This is a genomic window from uncultured Lamprocystis sp. (genome assembly GCF_903933125.1).
In the GTDB taxonomy this organism is placed as follows: domain Bacteria; phylum Pseudomonadota; class Gammaproteobacteria; order Chromatiales; family Chromatiaceae; genus Thiodictyon.
This window is the reverse complement of the sequence record NZ_CAIZIZ010000558.1, coordinates 1-6143: the sequence shown is the minus strand read 5'-3', so window position 1 is coordinate 6143 and position 6143 is coordinate 1. Positions and strand designations below refer to the sequence as shown.

The 6143-nt window shown below is 62.8% G+C and carries 4 protein-coding genes; 3 read left to right on the top strand and 1 reads right to left on the bottom strand.

Translation table 11 applies throughout. The features are described 5' to 3' along the window. Positions 1 to 405: 405 nt before the first annotated feature. On the bottom strand, positions 406 to 1716 hold the full coding sequence (locus QZY03_RS30500) for a DUF3422 family protein (protein WP_295587915.1): 1311 nt from the start codon (positions 1714 to 1716) through the stop codon (positions 406 to 408). A 700-nt stretch (positions 1717 to 2416) separates the two neighbouring features. Between QZY03_RS30500 and fabI the strand changes: the two genes are divergently transcribed. The 3 genes from fabI (at position 2417) to QZY03_RS30485 (ending at position 6072) form a co-directional block, all read left to right on the top strand. Then, on the top strand, positions 2417 to 3196 hold the full coding sequence (fabI, locus tag QZY03_RS30495) for an enoyl-ACP reductase FabI (protein WP_295587913.1): 780 nt from the start codon (positions 2417 to 2419) through the stop codon (positions 3194 to 3196). A gap of 85 nt (positions 3197 to 3281) precedes the next feature. Further along, positions 3282 to 3533, top strand: a complete 252-nt coding sequence (locus tag QZY03_RS30490; protein WP_295587911.1) for a hypothetical protein — start codon at positions 3282 to 3284, stop codon at positions 3531 to 3533. A 190-nt stretch (positions 3534 to 3723) separates the two neighbouring features. Further along, entirely contained in the window at positions 3724 to 6072 is a 2349-nt protein-coding gene (locus QZY03_RS30485; protein ID WP_295587909.1) for an esterase-like activity of phytase family protein, read from the top strand. The last annotated feature ends 71 nt before the right edge of the window (positions 6073 to 6143 follow it).

The window sequence follows — 6143 nt, the reverse complement described above, 5'->3', positions numbered from 1 at the left end:
CGGTAGGAGCGGCCCCCGGCCGCGACGCATGCCGGCTTGGGTCTGGCCGGATTAATGATCAAGGCCGCCACGACGATTCGTGCGCCGACTTGCAACGGGCACCGCCCGCCCGAGCAGGTCTTGAGTCGCAACCTCGCTTGCCTGGTGGTTTTGGCGCGGCTAATATCGGAGCACGCGGCGGGACGGGGCATTCGCCCCGTCCCCAACGTTTTACCCGTGGCCGAGCGTTGATTGGAACCGGCAGGTTCGGAGAAAACGTTGACCTCCTTGCGCCGGCTCGGCGGGATGCCGCCGGTCCCGCTTGGCGCCGGCGGCGTCTCCTGTCAGGGCAGGTACCCGAGCGCGCCGGGGCGGGGGGCCGAATTTGCAGATCGAGGATACCGCTGGCGCCAGTCGGCACGACCCTCAGTGTCCCGCCGCTCCCGCTTCCCGCGCCGACCGCCGCTTGACCAAGCGCAGCCCGAGCCAGGCCAGGCCGACGACGAAGGGCAGCGCGATGCCCATGCCGAGCGACGCGTCGACGGGGAAACCGCCTTGCTCAAGCCCCTTGAGCGCGTAGCCGATGAGCCCCAGCCCGTAATAGCTGATCGCGATGACCGAGAGCCCCTCCACCGTCTCCTGGAGGCGCAACTGCAGGTGCGCACGGCGATCCATGGATTCCAGCAGTTGACGATTCTGCTCCTGCAGTGAGACCTCGACGCGGGCACGTAAGAGACTGGTCAGTCTGGCCGCGCGCTCGGCCAGATCGGTCTGGCGCAATTGCATCGACTCGCAGGTGGCGATTGCGGGCGCCAGACGGGCGTCGAGAAACTCGGTCATGGTCTGCAAGCCTTCGATCCGTTGCTGCCGCAGTTGTTCGAGCCGCTGGCGGACCATCCCGTAGTAGGCCCGCGAGGCGTCGAAGCGGTAGGTCGTGCGCGCCGAGATCTCCTCGATCTCGGCCGCAAGATGGGTCAGTTCGGCCAGCAGGTCGCTCTCGAAACTCGGGTCTGCCGTCTTCCCCCGGTTGGACATGCGCGATGCCAGCAGCGCCAGTCGGCGATCGGCCTCGCTGAGCTTGGGCGACACTTCACGTGCCAACTGAAACCCGATCAGGGCGAGCGCCCGGTAGAAGTTGATTTCCAGTATCCGTTTGGCGAGCCGCCCGGCCTGATTCTTGGACAGGCTGCAGTCGCGCACCAGGATGCGCACGAAACCATCCGTGTGGATCTTGAAATCCGTCCAGACGCGTGCCGACCCGCCAACCGCCTCGGAGCCGATGACTGTATTGCCGTCGAAGATCTCGGCCAGCGCATCGCTGTCGCGTTCCGGCATGGTGCAGGAATCGACGGCCATCGCGACCGCGGACATCACCTCGCCCGGCAACTCACTGAGCCAGTCCACCGGGAGTTCCTGGAGCACGGGTGCGACGAAAGGGTGCGCATAGGCGCCTTGCTTGCTGAAGGTGTAGGTAACGAATTCGGTGTGACGCTCCCAGCGCACGCGCAGGGGTCCCAGGTCGGCCCAGTAGTGCTGATCGATCGTTTCCGGGATCGACCGCCCATAGAGTCCCAGCAGTCGCTTGAGATGCTGGACCTGACGGCCGGTCCCGCGCTCACCGCAGACGACGGTAAGGTGGGAGACCCGTTCTGGAGCGCGGAGCGGTTCGAAGGTACGGGCGTGAAGCTCGGCCGTGACGATACGGCGGAGCGGATGCTCTCGGAAGACCAGGGACATGATAGGGATGATCCGTAGTGGGGTGCGCGCACGTCACTGAATTGACTGACGGACGGCATGAACTGTATGGGGTAGCGTCAGCGCTTAGCCGGCCGTGGCGTTGGTCCGGAGTATTCTTTCAGACAGGGTCTGCTGACCCAAGTGTACAGTTTGCGAATCCCGGTGAACGTCTCTGCGGTCACAGGGTCGAGGCGACACTGCGCTGGAGCGAATGAGTTGCTGCCGGACGCGATCATCGCAGACGGGTGTGACGCCGGTATGATGCCTCGTGTTCAACCGCCTGGGCTTGCCTGGTGCGACCCCACCCCGGCGGACCAACATCCGGCGGAGGTTTCCGATGTCTGGGCCGCATTGTCCCCAAGCACTTCGTCGGGCTTTCGGTCAGGTGGATCCACCGGGGCGTGCCGGGGTTCAGTCGTCCTTCACCCACTGGTCACAGCACCGTCACCTGGGCGAAACGTCGCGTGATTATCCTCTGCTGCGGTGCAGCATCGCAACCCTGCGCCAGTTGATCGCCGTCGCATGTCCTAACCGGACATCGGGGCGGGTGTAAAACCCGCCCCCACACCAAAGCTCTGTCTGACTATCAGGTGCGGAGGATATACCCTGTCAGCGAAGCGACTCCAGCGAGGAATCCATGGCTGCCGACCGATCTCGCGCGTGGCGCGCGGTCGTCAGGTCATCAAACAGGAAGCAGATCATGCTCGATTCAGATTATTTCAACCTTGACGGCAAGAAGGGGCTGGTGCTCGGGATTGCCAACGAGCACTCGATCGCCTACGGCTGTGCCCGCGGCTTCCGTTCCCTTGGGGCGGATCTGGCCGTCACCTATCTCAACGAAACGGCGCGTCCCTATGTCGAGCCGGCCGCCGCGGCAGTCGACGCCGAGATCTTCCTGCCCTGCGACGTGATGGTGCCGGGCGAACTGGAGTCGGTCTTCGCGGCCATCCGCGAGCGTTGGGGGCGACTCGATTTCGTGGTCCATTCCATCGCTTTCGCGCCGCGTGAGGACTTGCAGGGCCGGCTCATCGACTCATCGGCCGAGGGGTTCGGGCTGGCGGTGAATGTTTCCGCCCATTCCTTTCTGCGGGTGGCCCACCTGGCCGAGCCGCTGATGTCCGAAGGCGGTTCACTCTTCGCTTTGACCTTCTACGGGGCCGAAAAAGTCTTGCCCACCTACCACCTGATGGGCCCGATCAAGGCCGCCCTGGAGGCGGCGGTGCGCTACACCGCGGCCGAACTGGGGCCGCAAGGAATTCGCGCCTTCGCGGTCTCGCCCGGTCCCTTGCCGACCCGTGCCGCGTCCGGTCTCAAGGGCTTTGATGTCCTGATCGCCGCCGCGCGGCAACGCGCACCGCTGGGCCGGCTGGCGGACATCGACGACGTGGGTGCGGTCGTCGCCATGCTCGCCACCCGCACCGGCGCCATGCTGACCGGGCAGACCATCTACGTCGACGGAGGATTCCACATCATGGGCTGAGTATCGCCAGCGGACGTGATAACCGGACGTCGGGGCGGGTTTTAAACCCGCCCCTACACCATTCGGCATATCTGGAGGTTCTGTGATGACACCACTCGAAAAAGTCGATGCCTTGTATGACGATCTCGTCGCCTGGTACGGCGAGGGACAAGACCGGGAGATTCGGGCGGCATCCAAATTGCTGATGATCGCTTTGCTCAAACTCAAGGAGCATGGCGGATTCGGCTGGCAGGGCTTGCTCGAAGAGTATGTGCTCATATTGAAAAACGATCCTGAGCGTTACCGGGCGATGCTCGAATCCAACCGGGGGGAAGGGAGAAGCGGGATGGACCCGTAGCCGGTAGAGGCGTCGATCGCGACAGCCGGACCGATGCGCAGTTGATCCTGAGTCGCCGAGACAACCATGTTCATCGAACCGTCATGCCGACGTCATGCAACGTTAATCTGCACTCGGTAGCATCCCGTCTCGGGACGAGCCAGATCGTCAGGGCGGAGAAGCGATTGACACACAAGCGGAGAGGTATCACATGTTGAAACAGCATCTCACATGGGGCGCGCTGCCCGGCATCCTAGTCCTGGGCGTTGCCGCGATCAGTGCAACGCCCTTACCGGAAAACGGCATGCCCCCCTCGGTGCGGGATTACGACTCCAGCATTCCGCAAAAGAGCTTTCAGCGGGTCGCGACCTTTGGCAACTACCGCAATCTCGACCCGGCAGCGCGTGACGAGGAGACGGTGTCGGAGATTATGGCCGCGACGAAAGACGGCAGGCTGCTTGTCTACACTGACAGTCCCGGCGAGCGGATCGGTTTCGTCAACATCGCGGACCCCGCGAGCCCGCTGCCGGAAGGCACACTCGCCATGGGCGGAGAACCCACGTCGGTCGATGTGCTGGGCAACGACTACGCGCTGGTGGCCGTCAATACCAGTGAGAATTTTATCAGCACCAGCGGAAAGTTGGTGGTTGTCGATGTCAAGACCAAGTCGGTAACCGGTGAGATCGACCTGGGCGGTCAACCGGACTCGATCAAAATCAGCCCGGATGGCAACTATATTGCGATTGCGATCGAAAACGAGCGTGATGAGGATGTCACGGTCGCTGGAGTGGAGGGCGGATTGCCTCAGGCGCCGGCCGGGTACCTCGCCATCCTGGATATCAAGGGTATGAATCCCGTGAACTGGGTGCGGCGCGATGTCGATCTGCGCGGTCTCGCGGCCTACGGCGGCGGCGATCCGGAACCCGAGTTCGTCGATGTCAATATCCACAACAAGGCGTTGGTCTCGCTGCAAGAGAATAATCACCTGGTCATCGTTGACCTGGTAAGAGGTCGGGTGACCAATCATTTCGATGCCGGTGCCGTTACTTTGGACGGCATCGATCAGACCGAGGACGGCATCATCTCACTGACCGAGTCACTCGCCGATGTTCCGCGCGAACCGGATGCTATCGCCTGGGTCCCGGTCGGCGGCCGTGACTTGAGCATGATCGCGACCGCCAATGAAGGCGATCTGTTCGGCGGCAGCCGCGGCTTTACGCTGTTCGACCGCGCGGGCAAGGTGCTGTTCGATAGCGGGGCTTCCCTGGAGGCAATCGCAGTACAGCACGGTCATTATCCGGAGGACCGCTCCGAGAATAAGGGAACTGAACCCGAGGCGATCGAGTACGGGCGTTTCGGCCGGGACGACTATCTGTTTGTCGGCTCCGAGCGCGGCAGTTTCGTTGCGGTCTATCAGTTGAAGAACACGCGCCCCGTCTTCAAACAGCTTCTCCCCGCACCCCTGGGCCCGGAAGGACTGCTGGCCATTCCGTCACGTAACCTCTTGATCGCTTCCGGCGAGAACGACGACCCAAGCTTCGGGGTCCGTTCCAGTCTGATGATCTATCAACTGAAAACCGGTCAGCCGACCTATCCGCAGATCCTCTCCGACGATCAGTCCGGTTCGCCCATTCCCTGGTCTGCGCTGTCCGGAATGGTTGCTGTTCCCGGTCAGCGTGACAGGCTGCTGGCGGTCTGGGACTCGTATTACAGCGAGAGCATGATTTTCACGATCGATGTCTCGCGCAAGCCGGCCGTGATCACCGCGTCCCTCAAGATCCAGGGTGGGAGTGGTGACTATGATCCGGAAGGCATCGCCGTGGCGCCGGACGGGACCCTCTGGATCGCCAGTGAGGGTAACGCGAGCGACTCTCGCCCCAACCGGTTGTTGCAAGTCGACCCGAGCACGGGCCAGGTCATGCAGGAAATTGGTTTGCCTGCTGAAATCCTGGCCTGTCGCGGCGCGTCGATCAGCCGTGGAACGCTCGGTTCCGGCTTCGAAGGCGTTTCCGTTCGGCCCGGCGTTGGCGGCTACCGCCTCTTTGTTGCCCAGCAGCGTGGTTGGGACTACACCACGGCGGAATGCGAAGATCTTGACGACGATGCCGGCGGGTTGAACGCGCTCGGGCAGCCGAACCAGACCCGCATTTGGATTTATGACCCACTGGCGATGACTTGGAAACACATCGCCTGGGAATTGGCGCCGTTACCGGAGAATGCGGATTGGGTGGGCCTCTCGGAAATCACCCGCGCCCCCGATGGATCCCATATCCTGATCGAACGCGATAATCTCACAGGTGATTTCGCCGGTTTGAAGTCGCTGGTCAAGGTGCCTTTCACTGCCACCGCCGACCGACTGGTCAGCCGCAGCGAGAAGGCAGTCTTTGATCTCATGCCCAGAATGAAAGCGAGCGCCGGCTGGATCACCGACAAGCCGGAGGGTGTTGCGGTGACCAGCGACGGCAGAAGCTTTGTCGTCACGGATAATGACGGCGTTGAGGATTGGTCGGGCGAGACCTGGTTCCTCGATCTGGGGCGCTATCGGCGGTTGTTTCGTTAGCCGCAGACGGTCCGCACACGGTCCGCACAGCGGACCCTACGGGAACACCGTGACCTGTAGGGTCCGCTGTG